The 25,089-nt window shown below is 46.9% G+C and carries 22 protein-coding genes; 3 read left to right on the forward strand and 19 right to left on the reverse strand.

What is annotated here, in order from left to right; translation table 11 throughout:
* Window positions 1-343: 343 nt before the first annotated feature.
* Window positions 344-2,470, forward strand: coding sequence for a helix-turn-helix domain-containing protein (locus AC58UX_RS05505; RefSeq protein ID WP_497250294.1), 2,127 nt, complete (start codon window positions 344-346; stop codon window positions 2,468-2,470).
* Window positions 2,471-2,608: 138 nt separating this feature from the next.
* Here the strand turns inward: AC58UX_RS05505 and AC58UX_RS05510 are convergent, their stop codons facing one another.
* Both AC58UX_RS05510 and AC58UX_RS05515 read right to left on the reverse strand, forming a co-directional pair.
* Window positions 2,609-2,932: a MocE family 2Fe-2S type ferredoxin gene (locus tag AC58UX_RS05510; RefSeq protein ID WP_497250296.1), complete on the reverse strand. Its 324-nt coding sequence runs from the start codon at window positions 2,930-2,932 to the stop codon at window positions 2,609-2,611.
* Window positions 2,919-4,025 (reverse strand): fatty acid desaturase, encoded by a 1,107-nt coding sequence (locus AC58UX_RS05515; protein ID WP_497250298.1) that lies wholly within the window; start codon window positions 4,023-4,025, stop codon window positions 2,919-2,921. Before AC58UX_RS05515 ends, AC58UX_RS05510 begins: the two co-directional genes overlap by 14 nt.
* Before the next feature lie 143 nt (window positions 4,026-4,168).
* Between AC58UX_RS05515 and AC58UX_RS05520 the strand changes: the two genes are divergently transcribed.
* Entirely contained in the window at window positions 4,169-5,065 is an 897-nt protein-coding gene (locus tag AC58UX_RS05520) for an AraC family transcriptional regulator (RefSeq protein ID WP_497250300.1), read from the forward strand.
* Between the two features lie 35 nt (window positions 5,066-5,100).
* Here AC58UX_RS05520 and AC58UX_RS05525 read toward each other — a convergent pair whose 3' ends face one another.
* From AC58UX_RS05525 to AC58UX_RS05535, 3 genes are all read right to left on the reverse strand, one after another.
* Window positions 5,101-5,892, reverse strand: coding sequence for a DeoR/GlpR family DNA-binding transcription regulator (locus AC58UX_RS05525; RefSeq protein WP_497250302.1), 792 nt, complete (start codon window positions 5,890-5,892; stop codon window positions 5,101-5,103).
* Window positions 5,893-5,988: 96 nt separating this feature from the next.
* Entirely contained in the window at window positions 5,989-6,918 is a 930-nt protein-coding gene (gene pfkB / locus AC58UX_RS05530) for a 1-phosphofructokinase (protein WP_497250304.1), read from the reverse strand.
* The gene (locus AC58UX_RS05535; RefSeq protein ID WP_497250306.1) at window positions 6,915-7,781 is read right to left on the reverse strand and encodes a class II fructose-bisphosphate aldolase; all 867 of its coding nucleotides are present in this window, start codon (window positions 7,779-7,781) and stop codon (window positions 6,915-6,917) included. The genes pfkB and AC58UX_RS05535 overlap by 4 nt, the downstream gene beginning before the upstream one ends.
* 195 nt (window positions 7,782-7,976) lie before the next feature.
* On the opposite strand from AC58UX_RS05535, the gene AC58UX_RS05540 reads away from it, so the two are divergent.
* Window positions 7,977-9,020 (forward strand): SIS domain-containing protein, encoded by a 1,044-nt coding sequence (locus AC58UX_RS05540; RefSeq protein ID WP_497250308.1) that lies wholly within the window; start codon window positions 7,977-7,979, stop codon window positions 9,018-9,020.
* A 52-nt stretch (window positions 9,021-9,072) separates the two neighbouring features.
* Here AC58UX_RS05540 and AC58UX_RS05545 read toward each other — a convergent pair whose 3' ends face one another.
* The 14 genes from AC58UX_RS05545 to AC58UX_RS05610 form a co-directional block, all read right to left on the reverse strand.
* Window positions 9,073-10,188: an exo-alpha-sialidase gene (locus AC58UX_RS05545; protein WP_497250310.1), complete on the reverse strand. Its 1,116-nt coding sequence runs from the start codon at window positions 10,186-10,188 to the stop codon at window positions 9,073-9,075.
* Between the two features lie 28 nt (window positions 10,189-10,216).
* A complete protein-coding gene (locus tag AC58UX_RS05550; RefSeq protein ID WP_497250312.1) occupies window positions 10,217-11,164 on the reverse strand; it encodes an ROK family protein in 948 nt (315 codons plus the stop codon).
* 14 nt (window positions 11,165-11,178) lie between these two features.
* Complete coding sequence (gene nagA / locus AC58UX_RS05555; protein WP_497250314.1) at window positions 11,179-12,360, reverse strand: N-acetylglucosamine-6-phosphate deacetylase; 1,182 nt, start codon at window positions 12,358-12,360, stop codon at window positions 11,179-11,181.
* A 16-nt stretch (window positions 12,361-12,376) separates the two neighbouring features.
* Entirely contained in the window at window positions 12,377-13,450 is a 1,074-nt protein-coding gene (locus tag AC58UX_RS05560; RefSeq protein ID WP_497250316.1) for a M42 family metallopeptidase, read from the reverse strand.
* A gap of 4 nt (window positions 13,451-13,454) precedes the next feature.
* The gene (locus AC58UX_RS05565; protein ID WP_497250318.1) at window positions 13,455-14,390 is read right to left on the reverse strand and encodes a dihydrodipicolinate synthase family protein; all 936 of its coding nucleotides are present in this window, start codon (window positions 14,388-14,390) and stop codon (window positions 13,455-13,457) included.
* Window positions 14,391-14,418: 28 nt separating this feature from the next.
* Window positions 14,419-15,213 (reverse strand): HpcH/HpaI aldolase family protein, encoded by a 795-nt coding sequence (locus AC58UX_RS05570; RefSeq protein ID WP_497250320.1) that lies wholly within the window; start codon window positions 15,211-15,213, stop codon window positions 14,419-14,421.
* A 27-nt stretch (window positions 15,214-15,240) separates the two neighbouring features.
* Window positions 15,241-16,131, reverse strand: coding sequence for a 4-hydroxy-tetrahydrodipicolinate synthase (gene dapA / locus AC58UX_RS05575; protein ID WP_497250322.1), 891 nt, complete (start codon window positions 16,129-16,131; stop codon window positions 15,241-15,243).
* A 31-nt stretch (window positions 16,132-16,162) separates the two neighbouring features.
* The gene (locus AC58UX_RS05580; protein ID WP_497250324.1) at window positions 16,163-17,944 is read right to left on the reverse strand and encodes a PrpR N-terminal domain-containing protein; all 1,782 of its coding nucleotides are present in this window, start codon (window positions 17,942-17,944) and stop codon (window positions 16,163-16,165) included.
* A gap of 79 nt (window positions 17,945-18,023) precedes the next feature.
* Window positions 18,024-19,199: an iron-containing alcohol dehydrogenase gene (locus AC58UX_RS05585; protein ID WP_497250326.1), complete on the reverse strand. Its 1,176-nt coding sequence runs from the start codon at window positions 19,197-19,199 to the stop codon at window positions 18,024-18,026.
* A 32-nt stretch (window positions 19,200-19,231) separates the two neighbouring features.
* Complete coding sequence (locus AC58UX_RS05590) at window positions 19,232-20,104, reverse strand: carbohydrate ABC transporter permease (protein ID WP_497250328.1); 873 nt, start codon at window positions 20,102-20,104, stop codon at window positions 19,232-19,234.
* Between the two features lie 11 nt (window positions 20,105-20,115).
* Window positions 20,116-21,048 carry an ABC transporter permease gene (locus AC58UX_RS05595; protein WP_497250330.1) on the reverse strand — a complete coding sequence of 311 codons (933 nt, stop codon included), beginning with the start codon at window positions 21,046-21,048 and terminating at the stop codon, window positions 20,116-20,118.
* An 80-nt stretch (window positions 21,049-21,128) separates the two neighbouring features.
* Window positions 21,129-22,727 carry a type 2 periplasmic-binding domain-containing protein gene (locus AC58UX_RS05600; protein ID WP_497250332.1) on the reverse strand — a complete coding sequence of 533 codons (1,599 nt, stop codon included), beginning with the start codon at window positions 22,725-22,727 and terminating at the stop codon, window positions 21,129-21,131.
* A 68-nt stretch (window positions 22,728-22,795) separates the two neighbouring features.
* Window positions 22,796-23,791 (reverse strand): 4-hydroxythreonine-4-phosphate dehydrogenase PdxA, encoded by a 996-nt coding sequence (pdxA, locus tag AC58UX_RS05605; RefSeq protein WP_497250334.1) that lies wholly within the window; start codon window positions 23,789-23,791, stop codon window positions 22,796-22,798.
* A complete protein-coding gene (locus AC58UX_RS05610) occupies window positions 23,788-25,080 on the reverse strand; it encodes a four-carbon acid sugar kinase family protein (protein WP_497250336.1) in 1,293 nt (430 codons plus the stop codon). The genes pdxA and AC58UX_RS05610 overlap by 4 nt, the downstream gene beginning before the upstream one ends.
* Window positions 25,081-25,089: the final 9 nt, after the last annotated feature.

Genomic DNA, 25,089 nt, shown 5'->3' on the forward strand with positions numbered 1-25,089 from the left:
CGTCTACGATAATTGATCAAATCTCCAAATAATGGTCTAAAATGGGAAAATAGCACTTTTTAAATTGAGTTTCGATAGGGGATATAATAAAATTAATTTGCATCGTACATCCTTAGATAGAGGTGGTAGCGTGTACAAAAAATTACTAATTACATTCGTTGCAAGTATCACTGCCTTGATTATAATCCTTTCCTCGCTGTTGTACTATAACTACACTTCTTCTTCTATTGAGACTGTAAAAGAAATGAAGGGAAATATTTTATCTAATATCAGTTACAGTTCTGTATACATGGATACTATCGCCAAAAAGTTTTGCCAATCCTTAATGCTTAACAACTCCATTATGTCTTTCGCATATAGCAAGGAACAAGAAATATTAAATATCAGCGGTGCCATGAAAACATTAAATAATTTAACGATCCCCAATAGCTATATTTATTCTACCTATATATACAATAAAAATATCGATACCTTTCTCACAACGAACACGTTCTATGATAGCCATGATTTTTTTGATAAAGAAATCGTTGCCATGTTAAAAAATCCTCAAACATCCAAATCACCAAGTTTATATCCAATACCGAGAAAAATCCCAGTATCCAATGGTTCAAAAGTAAGTGAAATGAATGTATACACCTATCTTTTGTTCGATACAAATAATAACAAAGGCGACTTCGACAGTGCGATCGTATTGAACGTGGATGCGGACTGGTTAAGATTAACTATTTCATCCTTGGATAACAAAATGGGCAAAGATGGGAATGAAATCTTCATCTTGGATGAGAAAGGCGATATCGTAAGCCACTACTCTCCTGCTATGTTCAAGCAAAATGTTTCAGATCAGAGCTATATTCGTGATGTTCTTCAAATAGCAGCCCCATCAGGAACTTTCTTTAAACAGCTGCATAATAAAAAATATGTGGTTTCCTACGTTTCTTCGGATGAATTGAAATGGAAATTTATTAGCTTAACGCCTTATGATACCTTTTTTTCGAGTGTTAAAAAGAATGGCTTCCTCACACTTGCCTTTTGTCTAATCGTTCTTATAATGGGACTATTATTCGCTTTCCTGGCTTCAAAGAAGCTCTACCATCCGATTGGTACCCTCACAAAAGGGATCAAACAAAAGCTGGGCCAAGAAGGAAAACCGGAGAAAAACATCGATGAGGTTAGCTTTCTCTCAACTGCTTTCAATGGCATGATCGATAAAACGATCCTGTTGGAAAATATGAAGCGAAATACAGCTCCTCTTCTAAAAAATGATTTTCTTAAAAATTTAATCATTGGCCAAACGTATTTACCTCTTGAAAAAATATTGGCCAAAGGAAAAGAACTTCAAATCGACCTAAATCTTACTAACAATCTGTTCTTGTTTATGTTAAAAATAGACTTTTATAAAGATTTCGTCGACCTGCATAATGAAAAAGACCGCTCCTTATATAAAATAGGTCTTTCAAATATTGCCCAGGAAATCACAAGTGAGTATTTCAGAAATGAAGTTATCGAGACTGGATTCGATCAATTTACCCTATTGGTTGACATTGGAGAACTTGCAGAGGAATCGGATTCGTACATGGACATCTTTCATGATATCGTGACTAGAATCCAATTCTGTGTCAAAAAGTATTTAAACATATCATTAACTGGAACGCTTGGCTATGTCATCGATTCACCGGATCAAATTAAATACGCGTATGAAAAAACGCTTAACTTGTCCATGTATCGAATGAAAATAGGCCATTCTAGCATTATTACTTCTGAGATGTTGAACAACTTGGATGACAACTCTTTCCAATTTCCAGCTTCTAAAGAAAAACAGCTCATTGATTCCCTTAAGTTAGGGAACAGTGAGGCTGCGAAGGAAGCCTACAATGACATCATTAAAGCCATGGAGCATTCATCTTACGACACGATCTTAACATCTGTTATTTATTTATTTTTCTCCATTTACAATTCGCTCAATCGGATCGTCGAAGGCTCGCAATCTACGTTCAATGCGATGTCGATCGATTTTTTCAACAGAGCTGCAAGGTTTGAGACCCTAGAAGAAATTGAAAGAACATTTTTCACGCTTTTCGATGACATTATTCTTTTAAAAGATGGCTCCAAAGATAAGAAAAAGAATATGATCGTCGACACCGTCATCGACATGATTCATGCAAACTTTGCGGATAAAAACCTTTCCTTAACAAGCATCGCAGACGATTTGTCCCTTTCTTCCGTGTATCTCGGGAGGCTGTTTAAGAATGCCACTGGTAAATCAGTAGCCGAGTTCATTACTACAGTTCGCATGGAGAATATTAAGGACTTTCTGGGACAAACACAAATGCCGATCAATGATATTTTGGAAAAATGCGGAATTGAAAAATCAAACTACTTTTATACCACCTTTAAAAAGTACTTTGGCGTCTCGCTTACTGAATACCGATTACAAAATGTGAAGGTAAACAGTGAGAAAGAGATTTTATAAACCTTATATGTCATACCTATTCAAAATTAAAGACTGTTCCTTGTTTACCAAGAACAGTCTTTTTTGTGTTTCTATACATTTTTCGAACTCAAACGTGGCTGCAATAGATTTTCATTTAAAACCAGTTCTTACTTTTGTTTATGCAATATTCATATACACATGCCCCGACTCGATTTTCAATTCATAGGTCTTCAAATCCACACAAGCCGGAACACGCTTTGCTTGACCTGTCGTATAATCGAAGCGTCCATTATGTTTCGGGCATTCGATCGTCTTTCCAATGACCAGCCCACCGGACAGGTGAACCTTACCATGTGTGCAAAAGCCGTCTGTAGCATAATATTCACCTTGATCTGAACGATAAATAGCGAACGATTGCTCACCGTAATCAAATCGAATGACATCTTCTTCGTCAATGTCCTCAGCAGCGCATACCGGAATCCATTGTTCAGAGTGAGACATAGGGTGCTCCCCCTTTTTTAACCTCTAGTGGAGTAGAAGCTTGAGTACGCATCTTATTCTCAGCAAACACGCGGTATCGTGGGACGATATAGGTCGGATCCTTCCTCTCGTGCCAGATGGCAATTGCCGTCTCGCAAACAGCTGAAGGGAAGCTAGGTGACGCTGCAGGACAGTCCTGCTTAATTTCTGCATGCAGCGCAGGCAAACTATAATAGGGAACCATCGGAAACATATGGTGCTCCATATGGTAATTCATATTCGAATATAGAAAACGCAGAAATGGGTTCGTGTAAAACGTTCTGGCACATAACCGATGATCGGGCATATCTTCGTAAAGTCCCAAATGTTGCGTAAAAACAAGCAGTGTATTGAAATAAAATCCATAAAATGCGGGCAAACCCACAAACATTAGTGGCAATATCGTTCCGAGATAAAAGCTTAACGCAATCAATCCACCATAAACAAAAATAAATAGTCGAGCTTCCCAAAATAGCTTGCGCTGCTGGCTTTCCGGAATTAATTCTGACTCCATCGCATTTAAGATGCCAAACGACTGTCTGAACAGCCTCGCAACAAGTTGATGAAAATGTGTCTCACGGAAAAGGGTTCGCAGCAGGCGACGAATCATCGGTGGGCGTGGTTCCGTAATTTCGGGATCGCTGCCTACAATATACGTATCTGTATGGTGTCTGGTATGCGTCCAACGGAAATACGTTGCCGGTTCTAGAATAAGTACGGCACAAAACTGATAAATAGCTTCATTAACCCATCCTGTACGAAACGGTGTCCCATGGCTGTATTCGTGCCATCTCGATACTGCAGATACCGAATAGATACCGCCATATAGGATAAATGCGGGAATCGCCCACCAAGTTCCCCAGGTCAAAAAGGCTAAATATCCCGAAACAGCCAGCAATGCGATCCATAGCAAAATGTCCCGAAGAGCTGGCCCGTTCCTTCGAGCCATGAGCTCTTTCATCCGTTTGCGTGGTACCGGACACTGATACCAATCCGCAGATACGAGCCCTTTATCTATCGCTTTTTGACGTTCTGGCCCTAGAATACTGTAGTCCCGTTGCAGATTCTCGCTCATTCCCAATCACTCCTGCTAAGTTAATGATTTGAATTAATTACTCATAACTTTATTGTAAACGCTCACAGAATTCTTGACTTCCCGGATCGTATTAAATAGGATTGGATACATCAGAGTATTTTGTACAGGAGGTTGTTACGAACATGCCCAGTAAACGATCTGCGTTGTTATCTCGATGGGTTTACCCGCCAGATCCTGAACCTTTGCCTGAATCGATAGAATCGACGTCGCCAAGCCTCATTCCAGAATTAAACCGAATCGGTAACCAAAAATATGCAGAAGCCTACCCACTCTCGGTACACCAACACGCTCAAGAATACGAATTCGTCTACGTACAGAACGGCAGCGTTACCTGGGAAGTGGATGGAACGCTCTATCCCATTAGCGCTGGTCAATGGTTCTATACGCGACCGGGAGAGCTTCATAAAGCAAGATATGATTATATGGAGCCGTGCCAAATCTGGTGGATTATTCTGAACGATCCGCAGAATGACCCGAATTGGTTCCGGTTAAGCACAGAGGAACGAGAAATTATCATGTCTCGGCTTAGCCAGCTTCCACGAACATTTCGTGCAGACGCTCGTACGCATGAGCAATTATCACGCTTCAAAACAACGATCACATCAGATAGTGAAGATAAAATGTTGTTCGCCCGTTATCAATTGCTGGATATCGTACTAAGAATGCTGCAACCTGTATCTAAAAAGATGATGGAACCCGAATTCAAAGATGTCATTATTCGTTCGGTTCAACATATTGTTCAATCGCCTGAGCAGCGACTTTCCGTTGCAGATATGGCGAAAGACGTCGGGGTAAGTGAGTCCCATTACTTCAAACTGTTTCATGACATTTACGGTCAATCTCCATCGGCATATCTGGACCGTGTCCGTATGGAACGAGCTTGTCTGTTATTAAAGTCGGGAATTTCTGTAACGGAAACTTCACTGGAGCTTGGATTTAAAACGAGCCAACATTTTACCAGAGTTTTCAAAAAGATTATTGGAAGTTCGCCTAGTGAATGGCGGAAAATAGATAAATAAGACCAAACCTCGTCCTGGAGGTCTGGTCTTATTGTTTAGACTTGCTCTGTGGCAACATGTACAGCAACTTTGCTCTCTTGGCACGCTTGTTCGAACCAACTATTCGGCCGTTCGTTCATAATTACTCCAGTCGCTTGGGACAGGGGAATAATCGTGAACAAAGCACTCTTCTCCAACTTACTTTGATCGAAGACAGCATAGACATGTCTTGCACGTTCGATCAACAATTGGGCAATGCGCGCTTCAAGCTCGGAATGCATCGTAAAGCCGTGCTCAAGTGACACGCCGTCCACCCCAAGAAACATTTTCGTCACGTTGATTTTGTCAATTACGCTTTCCGCCAGAGGTCCGCTTAACTCATAGCTTTTAGCCCGCATGACGCCGCCAATGACAACTACCTGAATACCATCTGCATCCGCTAACTCCGCAGCAATGTTCACGGCATTTGTCACAATGGTGATATTCCGATGCCGCTTCAAAGCTCTAGCGATGAAAAAGGTTGTCGTGCCCCCCGTCAAGCAGATGACATCCCCTTCTTCCACCAAATTCGCAGCCGCTTCAGCGATTCGCTCTTTCCCTTGCCGTTGAAAAAATCGTTTATCCGCAAAGGGCAGTTCAACGACCAACTGCGAAAGTGTCCCTTCATAGACGGCTCCGCCAATGGTGCGAATAATTTGCCCTGATTTCTCTAACAGATCCAGATCACGTCTAGCGGTAGCTTCCGAGCAACCAATTGCTTCGATCATTTCCTGAATCGATATTTTTCCATGCAATTTTATGAGTTCCAGTAGTTTAGTCCTGCGCAGCTCGCTCTTTGAATATTCCATAGCTCTCTCCTTTGACGCTATGCACGTCATCATCCATGCTATTCCTAATTTTGGAGTACAAAGAGCAAGATTGCAAGCAGGAGCCAGTAATTAGACTTATAGAGCAACAACCTTCACTTGCTTAAGGTACTCTTGGAAAAGTGTATCGTCGATATGTCCAGCTTGATCAGACATCGCATTCGCAGCGGATGCGGCACAAGCCAGACGCAACCGCCCTTCGGGTGATTCGCCACGATCATGGGCAAACGCCATACCCGCAACGAAGGCATCACCGCAGCCAACCGTATTGACCGGTTGAATCCTGGGCGGAGAGACCCGATATCCTCCGCCATCCATAAAAGCAATTGCCCCTCGACTACCTAAAGTGACACATACTTGCTCAATCCCAACAGATGCAATCTTCTCCGCAGCTTTTATCAAATCCGCGTCAGTAACAAGCTCCCGTCCCATCCACTCCATAAGCTCTTGCTTGTTTGGCTTCACTAAATATGGTCGCGCCAGCAACGCGCTGCTTAAAGCGGTTCCACTCGTATCCAGATATGCGCGCGCTTTCGTGGTATGAATCATGCTAATTAGCTCGCTGTACAAATCCGCAGGAGCTCCCGGAGGCAAACTCCCGGAAAGCACAACAACGGTCGATTCCATCGCTAGTTGATGCAGAGTCTCTTTCATCTCCGCGATGTGCATGTCATTGATGGCAGGACCCGCTTCAAGCAGCTCTGTCGATATGCCTGTAGACGCATCTATGATATTCAGGCAAATACGTGATTCCCCTGGCACACGAACAAATGAGGTCTCAATGCCTCGTTGCTTCAAGCTCTCATCAATAAAAGTGCCGCTGCTGCCAGCTGCAAAACCCGTTGCCCTTGCATGGCCGCCAAGCAATTGAATGACTTTAGCCACATTATTGCCTTTACCACCCGGCTCAGCGATCTGCCGACCAACACGTTGCACTTCACCAAGTCTAAATTGGTGAACATAATACGTTTTATCGATAGCCGCATTCAACGTAACCGTCGTAATCATCGAACATCGCCGGCTTTGCCGATGCATCCACATAGCTGCATTTTCTCAATCGCTAGGCGTTTAACAGCTTCTTTGGCAGGAATCATATATTTCCGCGGGTCATTCTCCGCTGGATTCGCAGCGAAAACTTGCTTGATCGCATCGGAGAAAGCGATGCGAAGCTCTGTTGCGATGTTCATTTTAGACATCCCAAGTGCTACTGCTCTTTTCACCTGTTCCGCTGGAATACCCGATCCGCCATGTAGAACCAAGGGAGCTTCCACGTTATTAGCAATTTGTGCAATCCGTGCAAAATCAATATTGGGTTCTCCTTTGTAAATGCCATGCGCCGTACCTATCGCTGGTGCTAGCGTCATCACACCTGTGCGCGTAATAAATTGACTGCATTCTTCCGGATCGGCAAGCAGCGCATCACGTTCGTGCACAACGATATCGTCCTCAACACCACCCACTTTACCCAGCTCAGCTTCCACATTGACCTCAGCAGCAACAGCAATTTCCATCACTTTACATGTGCGTAACACATTCTCTTCAAATGGATACATCGATGCATCGATCATAACCGACGTATACCCTGCCCGAATACATTGAACGATCATATGGAAATCTGTGCAATGATCCAAATGCAGGACAATCGGCAGTCCCGTGCGATTCGCGGCAACCGCAGCTGCAGCTGCGATATAATCGGCACCTAAATGTTTCACCGTACCTACCGTTGTTTGAATAATGACCGGAGAATGCGTCTCCTCTGCAGCTTCAATCACTGCTTGAAGCATTTCTAGTGTGTGTACGTTGAAAGCACCAATGGCATACTTGTTTTTCCTGGCAATTCGAAGCATGTGCGTGGATGAAATGAGCGGCATAATAAGTTCCCCCCTATAATGTTCAAGCAAAATTGCCAAATATAGTTGATTAACTTTATGTACTACTGATTATCTTATTCTCATTAAATGATTTTTTCAATCTTTTTATGATTATAAAAATCACAAAAAGATTGAAGTTTTAAAAATACTGATATAAAATAACACTGTAGCCCCACATAAGAGGAGGTTTAGGTCATGAGCGTAACTTACAGTGAAATCAAACAGCAATATATAGCGCTTCAACAAACTTACAATTACATGTTAGGTAAAAGAGAAGAAATTGTTGCTTTTGCAAAATCGCAATCTTTCACCTCTGTCACCTTCATTGGTTGCGGATCTAGCTATTGCTTAAGTGAATCGGCCTCATTTTCCTTTCGTCTGCGCACTGATCTTGCTTCTACCGCCTTAGCTGGAGGCGATCTCATGCTTAATCCTGCGCGTTACCAAGCTTTGTTAGCTAACACCTTATTAATCGCACCTTCTCGGTCCGGCAGCACGAGTGAAATTGTCGAAGCCATCCGGATCATTAAAAACCAATCACCCATTCCTGTAATATCCCTTTCCTGTGTAACGGATTCTCCACTTTCGCATCAAGCTGATTTATCGCTGGAGTTGCCTTGGGCTTTCGATCACAGTGTATGCCAGACGCGGACCGTGACGAATCTGTATACAGCTAATCTGATGTTGGCTGCCTTTCTTGGAAAGGATGAAGCGCTCATTGCAGACATTCAGACAGCCATCCACCAAGGCGAAGCCTACATGACACGTGTAGAAAATGATATTCGCAAAACAGCCGATTTCCCATGGACGAATGCCGTCGTACTTGCAGATGGCGAACTATTTGGTTTAGCTTCTGAAGGTGCGATCGCCTTAACCGAGATTGCCAAGGTACAAGCAAATTCGTACCATTTATTAGATGTTCGCCATGGCCCGATGGTCACTATCGGATCGAATACGCTTGTCATCGCAGCAATATCCGGTAATGGCACGAAGCATCAAAACAGTTTAATGCGCGATATCAAGGAAAGAGGCGCGACGATCATCGCATTCGCGGATCGAGCCGACGCTATTTCCAACGAGCATATCGATCTTGCTGTGATCTCGGATAACCCTTTGGATATTGCCGTACAAGGCATTCCGTTTATTTTTATCCCCCAGATCGTCGCATTGAACAGCGCTGAGCGACAAGGTATTAATCCAGACCAACCTGATGGTTTAGTTGCCTGGGTGAAATTGTAGTTAAAAAGGAACTTGCCGAGGAGTAACTCCCTTTGACAAGTTCCTTTCTCTTTTAAGAAAAAATGGTGGACTCAATATGTGTCTCCGACTTATCTGGCGAACACCAAAAATAGGCGGTAACCAGCTTCCCGTCCGGCCTCTGAAACAATCGTGGATAGCCTAGATCCGCGTATCCCGTCACACTTTTGAAATCATCCCGTATAATTTGCTCAGCTCCCCAAGCTCTTCCTTCATCTTCACTAAAACGAGCCAGTATCAGCTTACGATCACGATCACCGTATACACAACACAGCCTTCCGTCGGTCAGCTGGATCATAGCAGGCGGATTACCGTTGTTCAGATGAGTCCCTGTATCATCAACCTTCGATAGAAACGTCCACGACAATCCGTTATCTTCTGACACATAACAGTCAATCCAGCAGGCATTTATCGTATCTCTACGACGGATTGTTGTAACCAGCTTGGTCTCCGAAATGCGTACCGGTGCCGGCATAACAGCTCGATGAGGATCAGAAAGCGGAACAATCCACGAAACAAATTCAAACGTTAGTCCGCCATCCGTTGTTCTAGCCATGAAAACTTTGTCTGTAAAATCAGCAGCCCCTCCTTTAATGGAAAGATAAAAGCTGCAGTCCAACGGACCATTTACTACATATGCGGTTCTGCCTGTAAAAATGCTGCCAGCCAACTCGGGATGCTCAAGCAGCTTGCCGAACGAGTACGGCCCCGTCCAGGATTCGCCTTTATCGGGACTAGAAAACCAATGTTCCCCCCGGTTGCCATGATAGCCAAAGCCCTCGACGCGAATGACGAGACCATCTGCGGTGAAATCGATCGGCTCCTGAAGTGAGGCAGCATGATTCACGGGTGTGCGGTGCAAGTGCCAAGCAATCAGATCCTTCGTATACGATATTCGATCATGTAACTCGTTTGGATGCCAAGAGCGCCATGACTCCCCACCGTCTATACTTCTAGCCAGCATCGACAGATGAGGACCGAAGTTATCGAGTTGATGATTCTCCGCTCCTGTTGTCTTGATAGGACCGCTTGTAAAGCCGATGAGCAGCTCATTTCCCCATTGCCAAGTCGGGCCATTTCCTCCGTTGTTTGCAGGAACGGCACACCATCTGTTCTTGTCATAGATAACGGTCGTGTGTTGTCTGAACATCGTCATCCTCCCTCATTTCCTTTCATATTCATAGGCGGCGAGCAATCATCGCACTTCCAATCACACCTGCACTATCACCGAGCAGTGCCGGTTCGATCCGAAGTCGCTCGCTGTAGTAAGGCTGCAGGCGGCCAAACAGTTCTTCCCTCAGTGGCGTGAGCAAGAGTTCACCAGCGGCAGCTACGCCTCCGCCAATCACAACGATATCGGGACTTAGTACGGGTACGACAAAAGAGAGAACCCGGCCGAGCGTACTTCCCGCATGGTTCATCACCTTGAGCGCGACCGCATCCCCCTCTACACAAGCAGCAGCCACTTCTGCAGCAGATAAGGAAGATACGTTGTATCTGCGGAGCAACGATGGCTCGCCTTGACTCAGTGCCTCTCTAGCCATTCGCGCAATACCTGGCGCAGAGACAACGGTCTCCAGGCATCCTATCACACCGCAAGGACAGCGATACCGCTCCCCCTCGACGGGGGTGTGACCAATTTCACCGGCCATATACCCAGAGCCATAATGAATTTCGCTATTGTATACGAATGCGGAAGCAATGCCAGTCCCCACAGTTACGCCAAACACGTGCTTGAGATACTTCCCCGCTCCGCTAACCGCTTCCCCGAAAATGTACAGTCTTACGTCGTTGTCTACAGCTACAGGCTTACCCAGCAATTGGCCCAAAATATTAGCAACAGCGATGTCCTTCCATCCCAAATTCGAGTTTTCGATAGCAATGCCACGAATCGGGTCGACCAAACCGGGAACTCCTATCCCAATTGCGTCAACGTCACTCCACGTCAGTCCTTCCTTATGAACAAGAACCCTTGCCTCCTTGGCAATCTGCTCCAGAATTGGCATGGCCCCACGAGCTGGGGCTGTCGGGAATTTGCAGCAGGCTGTCACTGATCCGCCGGGATCAACCAAGCCACATACGATATTCGTTCCGCCTACGTCGACTCCAATCGTAAATCCCGCCATTGCCCCTCACTCCTCTAATCGTTATAACGATAAACGGACTGACCACGAACAAATGTTCTCTGCAATTGCCAATTTGAATCCAAAATTAAAAAATCAGCATCCTTCCCGACTTCCAGCGAGCCTTTACGCGCCTCCACGCCCAGCTGTCGGGCCGGATTTAATGTTGCCGCCACGAGCACCTCTTCTAGTAGCATGCCACTATAGGAGGCAGCGTTTCTGAGTGCTTCCAACGTCGTAAGCGAACTCCCGGCCAAGCTGCCCTTGCTGCCATCCGAGTTGGTAACGTAAATCCGTCCATTCTCCATGCGAACTGGGAGTCCCCCCAATATATAATCGCCGTCCGAACAGCCGCCAGCAGGTATACAGTCCGTTACCAGAACCACCTTATCTCGAGGCTTCGCACGAAATACGCTGCGAATCAGATCCGGGTGAACATGTACCCCGTCTGCAATAAGCTCAACACCGAGTTCGTCTCTGACCAGTGCCCCGCCTGCTACCCCCGGGTCGCGATGGTGTAGGGGACTCATGCCATTGAACATATGCGTAACATGGCTGCATCCCCAAGTGATGGCTTGGCAGACGCCTTCATAATCAGCATCCGAATGTCCGATGGATACAGTGACTTTCCGCGCATGCGCATCTTTCACGACTTCCTCTGCTCCTGGAAGCTCCGGAGCTATCGTAATGAGCCGAATATGACCGTTTGCTGCTTCGACATAGCGATTCCACTCGGACAAGGAAGGATTGCGAAGATTAGCCGGATTTTGTGCACCGCAACGAACGTGGTTCAAGAAAGGCCCCTCCAGATGAGCGCCGAGCAGTTCTGCTCCATCAAGGTCCTCATCCATCGAATTCGCTATTCCTTTCAAAGCGCGGACAATATCCTCCTCAGGTGCGGTTACGGTTGTAGCGAGAAACGAGGTCGTACCATGAGCGGCATGATATCGGCTCATTCCGGCAAGGTGATCGCGTTGTCCTGACATCGCGTCAAAACCACCACCGCCGTGAACGTGTACATCGATGAGTCCGGGAACGATAAGCGAGCCCGAAACATCAAGTTTATTTGGATTAGATTTTGATCCGAGACTATGCCACCCCGATCCGATAGCGGTTATCCGCCCGTCCTTCTCAATGTCCATGTAGCCGTCTTCAACCCAACCCGCTGGCGTTAAAATCCTTGCACCTACCACTCTCATATGGCTCGCTCCCCAGCTAATAGTTCAATATCGTATTGACCGTTGTACGATCCAGCCTGTTCACAACTGCCGTCAGCAAGTCGACGGTTTGTTCGAGATCACCTCGGTGCAGAATGCCTGCCGTGCTATGAATGTATCGGGTCGCTGCACCCAGATATAAAGTCGGAACTCCCTGATCGTGCAGCATAAAGCTGCCCGCGTCTGTGGAACCTTTGGTCATAAAATCATATTGGATCGGGATTCCCTCATCCGCAGCTGTGTCTAGGATTAGCTCCTTCAAACCTCTATGCGCGATCATCGATTTATCTACTAATCCGATTACGGGCCCTCCGCCAAGCCAGGCTTGCGAATCCTCCGCATGCATATTAGGAGTATCGCCAGCCAAGCAGGAGTCAATCGCAATCGCAAGATCTGGCTTCACAACATTGGCAGATGTGACCGCACCGCGTAAGCCGACCTCCTCTTGCACGGTACCGACCGCAAATACAATGTTCGGATGGGCTATTGCACTAATCCGCTTCATCACTTCAATTAAGATGATGCAGCCAAAACGGTTATCCCAAGCCTTCGCCATCAGGTAAGTAGGATTGTGCATGACCGTAAATGGAAAAAAGGGTAGAGCGAAATCTCCTGGTCTTACCCCAGCTTCCGTAGCTTCCTGCTTCCCGGAAACCCCGATATCAATGAACATCTCATGGATCGGTACCGTCTGTTTGCGCTGCTCCGGCGACACCACGTGGGATGGCTTGGAGCCGATGACTCCAGTCAGCCGGCCCTTTCTTGTACATACCGTCACCTGCTGCGCGAGCATGACCTGTTCCGACCAACCGCCAAGCGGCTGAAAGCGAAGGAATCCCCCCTCGGTAATCCCCGTGATCATGTAACCTACTTCATCCATGTGTGCCCCAAGCAAAATTCGTGGCCCGTTCTCAAGCCCTGCCTTCCGAGCAATTAGGCTGCCGAGTCTGTCTGTATCCAGCGTATCGACATAGGGTGCCAGATGCTTTCTCATGATCACACGCACATCATCCTCAAAGCCTGGCGGACCTACAGCTTCGGTCAATTCCCGGTAGAGCTGAAATGTGTCCATGCCGCTACACGCCCGCTTCCGATGCCGAGAAATCCCAGTCCGGTAGTAAAGCCTTCACACGAGTCCGAAACTCCTCAAACTCGGCAATCGTCGCGGATTCATAAGGAGGAAGGAGACTGAGCGGGAATTCGCCGTCCATCATCCGGGCTAACACCTTATCGTAAGCGCCATCCATTTTGGATGTCCCCATAACGCCCATAATCGCAGTCAAAACCTGATGATAGTGCTCCATGTACTTGAACACTGCCTCGGTTTTCTGCCCCACTGCGGCATCGAAGAAACGAAACGTGTGTTTCAAGTTAATATTGGATATGGAGCTTAAGAGACCGCACTCTCGGCCGCTGCTATTCGCATATCCGAATCCCTGCTCCCCTAAGAAAAACTGCAAAGGCGAAGCTGGATCGAGCAGTTTATGAATGATCATGAGATCATTCGTCGTATATTTAGCCCCGACGAAGTTAGGAATTTGCTCAGCAAGCTTGCTGTACTCCTCTGGCGTAACCAACCTCTTGCTGCGCATAAGGTTATAGTGAAGGAAGCGACAATCGGGATACGGATCACATAGCGCGTGGAAAAAGGAGAAGAGCTCTGACTCCGATAAGGCCCCCCAACTTGGGAGCACGAATTGGAAGTCGCGGATGCCTTGATCATAGGCAATGCGCAGTCGATGGTGCATCGTCTGGAGCGAGAGGCTAAGCAAGCCGACCATGGGATGCAACCCTGGTGCCTTCATTTCATCCGCGAAAACGTTTACAATCTCTTCGTACTGCTGATCTGTTACAGCATGGCCTTCACCTGCCGTCCCAAATACATAGAGATGTGCGATGCCTTCTTGCACAAACTGACGAATTTGGCAGCGAAACCGATGCTCATCAAACTGATAGGAATCCGTCCAAGGAATAACGGCTGTTGGGAGGATTGTTCGGGGAAACCTTTTCAAGGTATACACACTCCTTTAATCGGATTAGTTAGTATCGATAGCTGCTCATGGTTGAGTAAGCCTGCCGTCCTACGCCTGATAGCAAGCCCCTGTAATACTGACTCAGACCGGCTACATCCGCTCCGATGCTGATGAATGAATAGCCGAGTTCTACGTACTCTTGCCATGTTTCCGGACTGCCAACGGTCCCTGCAAAAATCCCCTTGCTCGCACATACCTCCGCGACACGCTTGCGTGCCGCCTTGATGCGAGGATGATCCATCTGCCCAGGAGCTCCGATGGCTTGGCTAAAGTCCCCAGGTCCGAAGAAGAGCATATCCACTCCCGGCAACGAAGCGATCTCCTCGATTTCATCCAGCGCTTCCGGATCTTCGATCTGAAGAATGAGGAAGCGTTGTTCGTTTGCCAATTTCAGGTAGTCTGTGAAATCAACGGTTCCATAAGCACCATCCGCGTTGCCGCCGTCCAAGGGACGAAGGCCGATCGGATGGAAGCGCGTATGACGCACAATCGCTTTAGCGTCATCTACTCCCATCACATGCGGTACCATGAGGCCGGTCGCATCCATCTCTAGCGGGCGAATGAGGTCGCTGTAACTGCCTCTTGCCACCCGTACTACGATATCAGCATTGTGAGCTTTAGCCGCAAGCACCTGTTTTTCAACAGCTGACCAGTCGTTCGGAACGTGTTCCATACAGGTCCACACACAGTCAAATCCAGCAAGTGCAGCTAGCTCAGTGACTCTAGAATCAGCTAAATTGGTTTTGGTGCAAACGACGGTTTCACCGGCGCGTAACTTGCTTAATACTCGGCTTGGTCTCACGCTGACTCACTCTCCTTTTCACCTCACTCACAATAGCCCCTTTGAACGATAGCCCTCCATCACAGCAACAAGCTCGCGCAGCTGCGGCTCTCCCAGCGGAAGCACCGGTAGTCTCGGCTTACCAGCCTCCAGTCCGATCTGATTCATCGCTTCCTTCAAGACGGACGGCAGTGTACCTAGCGAGAAAGCTGATCGCAAAGAGCTCAATTCATTTTGCGCCTCCCCAGCCTTCTCCAATCGCCCGTTTTTCCAGTGCTCATATAAGTCAGCTAAAAGTCTAGGAAATACGTTCGCCGTGGCGGCGATCGCCCCTTTACCTCCTGCCATAAGTGTAGGAAGGATTAAGGAATCGGTACCCGCAAGCACGTGAAAATCGGGCCCTGTCTGATTAATAAACTGCAGGATCGTATCAAAACTGCCGCTGCTATCCTTCATAGCAACAATATTAGGAATTTCCGCTAATTCTGCGACTGTTTTAGGTTGCAGCGAATTGCCCGTACGCGCCGGGATGTTGTACAGGATGACAGGCAAATCCGTACTTTCGGCTACTCGACGGAAATGCTCCTTGAGCTCCTGCTGCGTAAAGGCCAAAAAATAAGGCGTGATCACCGATAAGGCGCTCACTCCGATTTGCTCCATCTGCCTGCCCAAGGCGATCGTTTCCTTTGTCGTGATGCCACCCGTTCCCGCATAAACGGGAATGCGTCCGTTCACCTCATCGGTGACGATCTCCGCCACCCGCAGTTTTTCCTCCGTGCTTAATGCGAAGAACTCTCCATTCGTCCCAAGGAAAAATAGGCCATGAACACCCGCCTCGACAAAGCGGCGAACCTGAGCTCGCAAAGCCGCCTCATGCAGCGTGTCGTCCTCCCGAAATGGCGTAATCATCGCAGGAATAATACCTTCCGGCTTCAACATTTGTCATCCTCTTTTCTCGTTCGGAATCGAATTAGGCTTCTTCCTTCAGCTTGCTCCATAATGTCGAGCGGTTGATTCCCAGCCGTTCTGCAGCTCGAGATTGATTCATGTTCTCTTCCTCAAGCACAATGTGAATGATCTCTTTTACGATCATTTTTAGTGGCTGATTCAAATTCAAAGCCTTGTTTCCAGTAGCTTCTTTATTGGATTGTAGGTTTTGTTCTTCGACTACAGCCAATACGGACTCATCCATGAATTCCCCTTCCGTTCGTTTCACGAATTCCCGAATGGTATTCTTCAGCTCGAAGAGATCTCCCTCCCAAGGGAATTGTTGCAGAAATTCAAAAACCTGTGGACGAATCCCCACGATTTGTTTCCCGTATTTCTCGTTATATTTCACGATTAAACTTCGAACAATCGCATCGAAATCGTTCATTTCCTTCAATGAGGGAATGCCAATCGCATATTTCTTCTTCAGCCAGTCGAATAGCTTAGCGTCAATCTTCCCTTTATCATGCAGTCGCTTGAGCGTATCGTCGAATCCAAATATCAAGCTTCCTTTAAAATCCTGCAAACCATCGAGCAGCTCTCTCTGCTGAACAGCCGACAGCTCGTCGATCCCCGTGATATAGAGTGCAGTATCCCACTTACTAAGTACTTCTTTTAAATAATCGACAGCTTGAGCTGTGCCTTTATGGACTCGAACCTCAATAAAGTCTCGGGGGCCGTTCTCTTTCGCCGCGTACAACGCTTGCGCGTATACACTCTTAATCGTGCCTTTTTTGCCATGGATGACCAAAGGAAATTGGATTGATTTCGCCTCGGCTTGCAGCTTTCTCATATTTTCAGTCGTGCCAATAACCCAAGATAGGAGAGACTCATTTCTCGAGGCTTCAAAATGCAAGGTCACATCTTCTTCCTCGCTTGGCGTGGCTGAAAGGATAACGTTGTATTCCACGCTTTCGGTCAAAGCTTCTTCCACTCTGCCTGATTTGAAAACAAACTTGCGAGCCCCGTCATAAATGGTAATGTTCCGATAGCTCCAACCAGACTCTACATACTGAAGGATCTTCTCAAAATACAGAGAACGCCCAAACAAGGAAGCTCCTTCCTCTAGCGGAGATGTCCCCAGCAATTCATAGAATGCAGAATTGGCGTACTGTATTTTACCGTCCGCGGATATACGAGCCGTCCCTACATCTAATTGATTAATTAATTGGTCGCTGATTGTGCTCTTTTTGCGAAAACGTGACATTAACGTATATACCTGTTTGGTGTGGCGGAACGCCTCATGTATCGCTTCCCGACCGGAGGTGATCAGAATGCCCTGCAAACCGAATTTTTCAGCTACACGTACAGCGATGCTGTCCCCGACGATTATGCCGACCCCGCGTTCCTTCGCGCTTGCTATCGCATTTTCGACTTCACGCTCATGGTGAATGATGGTGTATGGAAGATGGAAATCCATGACATTTGAAACGGAAATAACACCTTCGACGATGTTCGGAAAACCGACCATCTCCAGCTTTACGGTATACTCCTTTAGTAACGTAAGCATTCGAAGTATATCGAAGCCCGTCACCGGAATTTCAATCACAGGCAGTGAGCAGTATTGGCTGATCAGCTTGGCAGTTCCCCCGCGACTGATAATAATTTCATACCCTTCCTCTTCGTACTGCTTGAGGTGGGGTAATATTTCGGACAAGTCCGCATGAACCATAGACAATTCAAGCTCGTCCTGTTCCAGCGCCAGCCCTGAGGCCAACTCCATTAACCCCCTGTATGGGGCGACTAAAAGTGTTTTAATTTTCATAACAAACATCCTTTATTTCTAGTAGTTTACCTACCATACTATTCTAAAATGGTGTAATTTCCAACAATTACCTCAGAAATCATTCGGCGGCCAGCAGCTTGCGATAAATGCGCTCCATATCTGACAGCTCAAGCTTCTTTGGATTGTTGTTCAAAAGACGAGTGACTTTAGCTGCGGAGAGCGCTAGCCGCTTCACATCCTGATGTCGAACGCCAAATGCGGCGAGATCCTGAGGGATTTGCAGTTCCTTCGTCCAATCCTGAATTTGAGATACCACGAATCCAGCCGCTTCCTCTTGATTTAACCTCTCTGCTCTACCATCCGGCATCATCGCTTTGGCAACTGCACTTAATCTATGTTCGATCGCATCCTGATTAAATGCCATGACATGTGGCAGCAGCATCGAATTGGCCACACCGTGCGGAATATGGAAAGTCCCCCCGAGTGGATAGGCAAGCGCATGAACCGCAGCTGTACCTGCAGCTGTAAGCGCCATTCCACCGAGCATAGAGCCTATGAGCATATCTTCGCGTGCCTGCAAATCATCTCCCTGATGATAGGCTCGCTGGATGCTGCGGGAAATTAAGCGTATCGATTCCAGCGCGAATGTATCACTGATCGGGTTCGATTTGTTCGAAATATAAGACTCGAGCGAATGTGTGAACGCGTCCATTCCTGTAGCTGCTGTGATGGAGGCAGGCAAACTCACCGTAAGCACCGGATCGAGAATGACGAGATCGGGCAGTAGGAACCGGCTTACGACACCAATCTTCAGCTGCTCCTCCGGCAAGGTAACGATGGCGTTAGGTGTCACTTCTGAACCGGTGCCGGACGTCGTTGGTATCAGAACGAGCGGTACAGTCGGCTGGCGGACTAAATTAGTTCCGAGCATTTCGCTGATCGTCATATCATTGGTTCGCAGTGCGGCAAGTAATTTAGCCGCGTCGAGCACACTTCCGCCACCAAGCCCAATATACAGATCGAAATGTTCATCACAAATGCTTTGATGAACTTCTTCGACATTCTGAAGGGTCGGTTCCGGCTTGATATCTGTCGTCACTGTGCAGGTAATTCCTGCCCTGCGCAACCGATTTTCGACCAGCTCTACTGTCCCGTTTCTAATCATCGAAGGCTGCGTCAGGAGAAGCGCAGAGCGAAAATTCCCCATACTGTTAATGTGCTCATCAATGGCCTCCACTGTGTTGGCGCCAGCTACAATCCTTCTCGCCGTCTGAAAAGCGTATTGTGTATTCATATTAGGGTATCCTCCACTATGTAAGGTTTGGATTAGCCTTTAATCGAGCCGATCAGGAGACCTTTTGTAAAATATTTCTGAGCAAACGGATACACGAGCAGAATTGGTAACATGGCTAGAAAAATGACTGCTGCTTCCAAATTACGAGGCATAAGCGCTAATTCGCCAACATGGATCGGCTCTAGGGTGGTGGAACCGGGATCCGGATGTATAACCAACTTGTAGAGAATCAGCTGGATTGGAAATTTGGCTTTATCCTGCAAATAAATAAGCGGCGTCAAGAACGAGTTCCAAATGTTCACCGCATAGAACAAGCTGACCGTAGCCACCACCGGCTTCGACAGCGGGAGGAACACGTGCCAGAGAAGTTGTAAATCCTTGGCTCCATCGATGAACGACGTTTCCTCGAGTTCAATCGGAATCGTCTCAAGGAACGTTCTAGCGACAATAAGTAAGAACGTATTCAGTGCGCCAGGAAGCACCATGATCCAGAATGAATTCACAAGTCCTAGCTCTTTGTTGACAAGGTAACTCGGAATGATACCGCCCTCAAAGATCCACACAATGACGAACAGCATCATAATCTTATAACGGCCAACTAGCCTTCTTTTGGACAAGGAGTACGCTGTAATGAATGTAAGGAAAACGGCAAAAACAGTACCGATCGTCGTGTACAGAAACGAGTTGTAGACACCTTGTGTAATACCGAGCCGCGAGCTGCTGAAAATATATTTATAGGTCTCGATATTAAACCCTTTTGGCCACAAAAAAACCTTCCCCGCCATGACAGCATTGCCATCGCTCAACGATACTGCAGCAATATTAATAAACGGATAAATACATACGAACGAAAGAATGAGAAGCCATGTATGATTGACGGAGTCGAATACACTCCACTTTTTCATGTGTATCCCTCCTAGAACAACCGATTATCAGAATATTTCTTGGCAGCTTTATTCGCGGTTGCCACTAAGGCAAGCGCAATCACAGATTGAAACAAGTTGACTGCAGCCCCATAACTGTACTGCGGGAAGCCGCCTGCACCAAATGCTTGACGGTATACGTAGGTTTGAAGAATATCCGCAGTGTCATAAACACTCGGGTTATACATCAAGAGAACTTTATCCAAATCGACTGTAAACATGTTCCCCAACTGAAAAATCAACATCACGAAAATGACATTGGATATGGAAGGAAGCGTGATTCGGAACATCTTGCTCCATCTAGAAGCACCATCCATTTCGGCAGCTTCATAGAGATGTGGATCAATTCCCGCCATAGCTGCAATATACACGATCGCCCAGTAACCAAAAGTATGCCAGATCGTAGATAGGACAAAGAGTGGTCGGAACCAAGCCGCCTCTGCCATGAAAAAGACCGGGTCGAACCCGAAGTAAAACAGAATTTGATTAATTAAGCCTCCTTGAGGCGATAGAAATGTGTACATAATGCCGACGGTTACGGCAGCAGATATGAAATAAGGAAAGAAGCTGATTGTTTGTACCCAGCGTTTGATCATTCGGATCCGAGCTTCGTTCAACAAAAGCGCAAACAAAATCGGAACGGGAAAACTGAAAATCAAGTTGGAGCCCGAAAGCAGCACTGTATTCTTCAACAAGGTGATAAAATACGGGTCACCAATAAAGGTTTGAAAGTGTTTGAATCCTACCCATTTACTTCCCGTAAACCCTAGGAATGGGCTGAAATCCTGAAAAGCGATGACCACGCCAAACAATGGCAAGTATTTGAAAATAAGAAGATGAAGCAGTCCCGGGATGAGCAGCAAGTAAAGCAACGGGGATTGCCGGATGCTTATCCATAATGCTCTTCTGTTTGTTTTTATACGCATGCGACATCTTTCCCCCATCATGGAATCCTGCCGCCATGTTTCATGCGATGGCGGCAGGCTAGATTGCTGCGGAGCAATGGTTATTTTTTCATAGCATCATAAGCTGCTTGATCGATCTGAACAATCTTGGCATAGCCGAGATCATCCATTTCTTTAATGAAGGCATCGAACTCGGACATCGGACGTTTGCCTGTGATCAGCTTAACGAGCCCTGCGTCCACAGCTGCACCGACTTTTGCAACCAAGTTCGTACGCTCTTCTTGCTGTTCTTTCGAATACTTGATTGCAGGAGCAGCATACGTGTATTTGTCGAAATAGTCTTTCGCATATGTTTTCGTTTGCTCATCCAACGTTGCGTAGTAAGCGTCGTTACTTACAGGCATCGGGAATGTCAGACGATCCTGGTACATCCCTAGGTTTTCCGTGCCAAGCGGCTTAACTGCTTCTGCAGCGAAGTCAGCGATGAACACCTTTTTGCCACCGTCATTCTTATATGTCTTGCCTTCTACGCCGTACTGCATCAAGGTCTGACCGTTAGCACCGAAGACAAAATCAATGAATCGAATGACACTCTCTGCATTCTTCGACTTCGCACTGACCGCGAGTAACTGATCTCGAATCGTAGGTGAAGCAGCGCGCTTCACGTCTTTGCCGCTAGGATCTTGGAACGGAGCCATCACCTTCATGGAGAACTCTGGATTGTTCTTCTGACCTCCGCCTTTTGTCAGGAATCCTGGGCGATTGAAGAAGTCGTCCGTCACAGCTCCTTTATCGGTAATCATCTTAGCTACCCAGCCTTCTTCTGTAGCAGTTCCCGTAACCCATTCCGGATCAATTAGCTTCTGGTCGAATAAGTTTTTGTACCATTCCACCATCGGCTTGAAGCCAGCCGCTTTGATGTCCGTACCTTGGCCCTGTTTATAGATACCATGCACCTTGCCTTGCGAGTCAATAATATCTTGAGCATTAAAGGAGAAGGCATATTTTAAGTACACACCACGGCCTGTAAATGGATAGAAGTTTGGATCCTTGTATGTGTTTTTCAGTTTCACTAACATATCTGTAAACTCTTGGGATGTTTTAGGAGGAGAGGTAACGCCAGCTTTCTTAAGCATATCCTCGCGATAAAAGGAGAGGTTCGCGATTTTTGGATAGGTCTGGCCAAGTCCGTAGATTTTCCCGTCTTTCGATGTGATATACATTTTGTAATCGGGGTTCTCGTCGATGTATTTCTTGAGGTTAGGTGCAAATTTGTCGATTAGGGGTTTTAAATCCATGAAGGCGCCTTGCGCGCCGTACACATCAGCTTGCGCACTATTGACAATGATCGCATCGGGGATGTCGCCGGAGCCGACTTTCAGGTCGACGTTCTTGAAGTACTGCGTATCATCGCCGCCGTCCATCAGATTAATTGTCGCATTGGCACTCTGCTTCAGTACTGGATACCAGGCTAGATCCTTAAGCCAATTAATCCATTTGCCCGCCATCATATAGGAAAATTCAATCTTAGGCTGCGCTGCTGGCGTGGCAGCCGCTTGAGTCGGTGATGCTGACGCTTGTGTTGAAGGTTGCGTAGACGGTTGCGGCTCATCTTTCGTATTGGAACTACAACCAGCTGCGAGTGAGGCGACCATGACAGAGCTTAAAACCAGTGACCCAATCTTTTTTGTTTTCCCCATTATAATTCAGCTCCTTAAAATAGGTGTGTTGCTATATAAAGAGTTACCTTTATATTACCTTCAGCTAGTTATAACCGTGGAGTAAGCTCTGCAGCTACTCGAATCGCTTCGAGCATGCTTTGTTCATCTGCCTGATTGTTTCCTGCGATGTCGAATGCGGTGCCATGGTCAACCGATGTTCGAATGATGCCATGCTTCAAACCCAGTGTAATATTGACACCGGCTTCAATGCCTAATACCTTGATTGGGCCATGCCCTTGATCATGGTAGCACGCAACCACAATATCGAAATCCCCCCGAACAGCTCGATAAAACAAGGTGTCCGCCGGGAGCGGTCCAATCACATCGATGCCCTCGTTCTGGGCTCGTCTGATACCTGGGGCAAGCTGTTCTTCCTCTTCTCCATTACCGAAAAGACCGTTCTCCCCAGCATGCGGGTTAATACCGCACACACCAATTCGGGGCCCCGGATTTCCAGCTCTCGTTAATGTCTCATGCGCAAGACGAATCACGTTATATGTACGTTCTGGTGTTATGGATTGAATGGCTTGAATGAGTCCAACGTGTGTAGTTAAATGAATGACTTTGAGCTGCGGGGTAGAGAGCATCATGGAGTAATTTTCCGTGCCTGTAAGTGCGGCCAAAATTTCAGTATGCCCTGGGTAGTGGTGTCCGCCTTTATGAAGTGCTTCCTTATTTAGCGGAGCGGTGCAGATCGCATGGATTTGCCTATTTAATGCAAGCTCAACGGCTTTGTCAATATAATGGTATGCCGCATTCCCAGCTGCTGCTGAAACTTGCCCGAAGTCCAGATCCTCTGGCAGCAAATCCAGATCCAAACAATCTACGACACCATGCATGAATTTTGCCTCGGCCGGGTCACGAATAATATTTATGGTTGTGGATGCATGAATCAATCGTTGTGCCCGCTGGATCATCTTCGCGTCACCAATCACCAGAGGGTTGCAATAATCATAAACAGCGCTGGATTGAAGTGCCTTCGCAATAATTTCGGGGCCAATACCAGCTGCATCACCCATCGTTATGCCGATGATCGGTTTCACGCCGATTCCCCCTTTCGGAGATACTGGAGGGCTTTCACTAAAGCTTCGTTCGTACCGAAGCCGCCAGCTTTGGTTACTGCGTAGAGACGATTCTCTCCCTTCGTCAGATACCCTATGGGAATGCCAGATTCTACTTCGCCAACGAGGATGAACTCTCGAATACTTGAATATTTACAAAAATGCTTGGCAGTATCCCCACCTGTCAGTACAATCCCTCCTAACCCGAGTGAATGTACCAGCTTTGAGGAGACTTCTCCTAAAGCACTTGCAATTCGCTCCCCTAGCTCGGTTCCTGTCAATCCGAGTTCTGTTCCTAAGCGACCAATTAGCGCTATATCCTCTGGATCACCTGTACTGTAAAGTACCACGTGATATCCTTCTCGAAGTTGTTGCAAGGAGAGCCGAAATACGCGATCCATTTCGTCGGATCTTTCAGTCGAGCTAGCCACGACTAGCGTTGAGCTCATCGCAACCCCTACCACATCCTTTGAGGCTAGGACTTCCTTAAGCTGGGTACGAGCTTTACGACTTACACTGCCGACTACCATAAGAACCGGTTGACTTAACTCTATCGATGTGCCGATCTTCACATGCCCTTCTTCCTCTCCAAAGAGGTGACCGGCTAACCCCGCTGAGCCTACCCACACAACCTTCTCTCCACTCATTCCGATGATATCTACGATTTTTTTCAAGTCGTCCTCTTCCTCGGAGTCAAATAAAAGATAGGTTATGCCTGCTTTCTTTAACTCACGAAGCTTGGCGAGTAGAATTTCAGGCTCATCGTTCAGTTCTTTCGTTGTAATTAAGGCGATTGGCCGATTGGTTTGCAGCTTCAGCAGATCTGGGAGGTAGGATTCCTTGACTGGCGTAATCGGATCCTGCCCAGCATCCGACTCATGCAAGAGCTTTCCCTCCACATAATGGAAGCCATTTATCACTTGTCGTTTTAACTGCGGGTAGGCTGGAGCAATCACAAGAAAATCTGGTTGATAAACATCATATACGGCATCCATCTCCGCCCCGATATTCCCTCGCATTGTAGAATCAATCTTCTTGAAGATGACCTGACTGCCAAGTCGCTTTACCCACTCCGCCGATTCCCGAACCAGTCGATAAGCATCTTCACGACTCTTACCCCTGCTGTCGGTATCGAAGACTACCACCTCTTGACCGTTCAGGACGCCATCTCCTGTTCCCATGATCACGGTTGTAGGGAAGCCTCGTTTGGCAAACTGAACTCCACTATCATTGGCACCCGTCAAGTCATCAGCGATTATTGCAATTCGCAACAGTGCCAC

Source organism: Paenibacillus sp. J22P90, from assembly GCF_059692195.1.

Coding starts and splice junctions, on each gene's coding strand:
- AC58UX_RS05505 (WP_497250294.1), top strand. CDS start 344: ATGTCTTTCGCATATAGCAAGGAACAAGAAATATTAAATATCAGCGGT.
- AC58UX_RS05510 (WP_497250296.1), bottom strand. CDS start 2,932: ATGTCTCACTCTGAACAATGGATTCCGGTATGCGCTGCTGAGGACATT.
- AC58UX_RS05515 (WP_497250298.1), bottom strand. CDS start 4,025: ATGAGCGAGAATCTGCAACGGGACTACAGTATTCTAGGGCCAGAACGT.
- AC58UX_RS05520 (WP_497250300.1), top strand. CDS start 4,169: ATGCCCAGTAAACGATCTGCGTTGTTATCTCGATGGGTTTACCCGCCA.
- AC58UX_RS05525 (WP_497250302.1), bottom strand. CDS start 5,892: ATGGAATATTCAAAGAGCGAGCTGCGCAGGACTAAACTACTGGAACTC.
- pfkB (WP_497250304.1), bottom strand. CDS start 6,918: ATGATTACGACGGTTACGTTGAATGCGGCTATCGATAAAACGTATTAT.
- AC58UX_RS05535 (WP_497250306.1), bottom strand. CDS start 7,781: ATGCCGCTCATTTCATCCACGCACATGCTTCGAATTGCCAGGAAAAAC.
- AC58UX_RS05540 (WP_497250308.1), top strand. CDS start 7,977: ATGAGCGTAACTTACAGTGAAATCAAACAGCAATATATAGCGCTTCAA.
- AC58UX_RS05545 (WP_497250310.1), bottom strand. CDS start 10,188: ATGTTCAGACAACACACGACCGTTATCTATGACAAGAACAGATGGTGT.
- AC58UX_RS05550 (WP_497250312.1), bottom strand. CDS start 11,164: ATGGCGGGATTTACGATTGGAGTCGACGTAGGCGGAACGAATATCGTA.
- nagA (WP_497250314.1), bottom strand. CDS start 12,360: ATGAGAGTGGTAGGTGCAAGGATTTTAACGCCAGCGGGTTGGGTTGAA.
- AC58UX_RS05560 (WP_497250316.1), bottom strand. CDS start 13,450: ATGGACACATTTCAGCTCTACCGGGAATTGACCGAAGCTGTAGGTCCG.
- dapA (WP_497250322.1), bottom strand. CDS start 16,131: ATGTTGAAGCCGGAAGGTATTATTCCTGCGATGATTACGCCATTTCGG.
- AC58UX_RS05580 (WP_497250324.1), bottom strand. CDS start 17,944: ATGAAAATTAAAACACTTTTAGTCGCCCCATACAGGGGGTTAATGGAG.
- AC58UX_RS05585 (WP_497250326.1), bottom strand. CDS start 19,199: ATGAATACACAATACGCTTTTCAGACGGCGAGAAGGATTGTAGCTGGC.
- AC58UX_RS05590 (WP_497250328.1), bottom strand. CDS start 20,104: ATGAAAAAGTGGAGTGTATTCGACTCCGTCAATCATACATGGCTTCTC.
- AC58UX_RS05595 (WP_497250330.1), bottom strand. CDS start 21,048: ATGCGTATAAAAACAAACAGAAGAGCATTATGGATAAGCATCCGGCAA.
- AC58UX_RS05600 (WP_497250332.1), bottom strand. CDS start 22,727: ATGGGGAAAACAAAAAAGATTGGGTCACTGGTTTTAAGCTCTGTCATG.